Origin of the sequence: Streptomyces sp. MnatMP-M17, from assembly GCF_900091995.1 — a bacterium.
GTDB lineage: Bacteria > Actinomycetota > Actinomycetes > Streptomycetales > Streptomycetaceae > Streptomyces.
Map to the genome: position 1 here is coordinate 1 of NZ_FMDK01000536.1, position 1,707 is coordinate 1,707.

Annotated in this window: 2 protein-coding genes; both read left to right on the plus strand. The window is 70.2% G+C overall.

From position 1 onward, the window contains the following. The coding region (locus tag GA0115259_RS23485) for a DUF3017 domain-containing protein (protein ID WP_237540440.1) at nucleotides 1–613 on the plus strand (613 nt) is incomplete at its 5' end. A gap of 418 nt (nucleotides 614–1,031) precedes the next feature. Then, nucleotides 1,032–1,707 (plus strand): helix-turn-helix domain-containing protein (locus GA0115259_RS42090; protein WP_237540444.1); only part of this gene is annotated, 676 nt, incomplete at its 3' end.

Genomic DNA, 1,707 nt, shown 5'->3' on the forward strand with positions numbered 1-1,707 from the left:
TGCGGCTGCCGCCGTGCCGGTCCCGGAGGTGTCCGAGGTGTCCGAGGTGTCCGAGCCGACGGATGTGAAGCAGACGGACACGACGCAGGCGGTACTGGACGCTCCGGATCCGGTGGACGCTCCGGATGCCGCGTCCGATGAGGTGAAGACGGACAGTGCCGCGGGCACTGACAGCGCCGACAGTGCCGCGGGCACTGACGTCGGCGCGCCCGAGGAGACGAGCCAGCGGTTCTCGGCGGTCACCCGGGACACCGCGCGGCCCGAGGGCGGCGGACGGGCCGCTCCGGGAGACGCGGCTGCGCCCGTCCGTCAGTGGCCGCTGCTCAGCGTGCTCGGGACGACCGGACTCGGGCTGCTGATCGTCGGTCTGCATCCGTTCGCCGAGGCGTTCCGGATCGGCACGATCCTGATCGGCCTCGCCCTCATCGGCGGTGCCGTGCTGCGCCGTGTGCTGCCTTCCGTCGGCATGCTCGCCGTGCGTTCGCGCTTCACCGACATGGTCACGTACGGCCTGCTGGGCGTCGTGATCGTGATGCTCTCGCTCATGACTCAGCCCAAGCCATGGCTGGAGATCCCGTTCCTGGAGGACATCGTCCACTCGACCGTGCCGTAGAGCCGTAGAGCCGTAGAGCCGTCGAGTCCCGGAACCGCCGAGCAGACGTGGGAAAGGTGAACGGCGGCCGTCCTCTCCCCCGAGGAAGGACGGGCGCCGTCCGCCCTCGGTGCCGGTCCGCGGTGCCGCCCGCGGTGTTCTGCGACACAGATATCAGCGTCATGGACGCGCCAAAGGGGTTCAAGAGTTGCCTATCGCCTGATGCATGGAGGTGACCATTCCGCCATGGTGTGATCAACGGGCAACGGATGCGAGACTTGACGCGGGGTTCGGTACGGGGGGCGCGCAAGGGAGCGCGATACTGCCCCCAAATGCCTCCGTGCGCTGCCGACGTAGGAACTGCCATCCTGGCCCGGCGCATCCCTGTGGGTATCGCGGAGCACGTTGGGCACGTCGCGGGGGGACAAGGGGGAGGCACATGCCTCGTTGGAAGGCGCTACCGGACGAACTCGATCCGGAAGTCAAGGAGTTCACCGGTCAGCTCCGCAGGCTGGTGAACCGCAGCGGTCTGAGCATCGCCGCGGTGGCCGACAGAACGGGCTACAGCAAGACATCCTGGGAGCGCTATCTCAACGGGCGGCTGCTCGCGCCCAAGGGCGCGGTCGTGGCGCTGGCCGATGTCACCGGCACGAATCCGATGCATCTCACCACGATGTGGGAGCTGGCGGAGCGCGCGTGGAGCCGCTCCGAGATGCGCCACGACATGACCATGGAAGCGATACGGATCTCCCAGGCGCGAGCGGCGCTGGCCGAGACCGGCGAGAACCCGGCTGTCGGACTGCCAGGTGACCTCGGCGGTTCCGGCGGACCCGGTCGGTCTGGTGGATCCGGACGGTCCGGTGGCCCCGGTGGCCCCGGCGTCTCCGACAGGCCTGGAGGCACCGGCCGTTCCGGGCGGTCCGGTGGATCTGGCCCGTCCGGTGAGCCTGTTGGGCCCGTGGGCTCCGGTATATCGAGCGGCCCCGGTGTCGGCTCTGGTGTCGGTCCCGGTAGCGGCCCTGGTGTCGGCCACGCCGGCCGGTCCGGTGGGGCCACCCTTGACTTCGGCCGCGGCCGGAGCGCCGACGTGGGCGGGCCCGGGGCCCGCGCCGTAC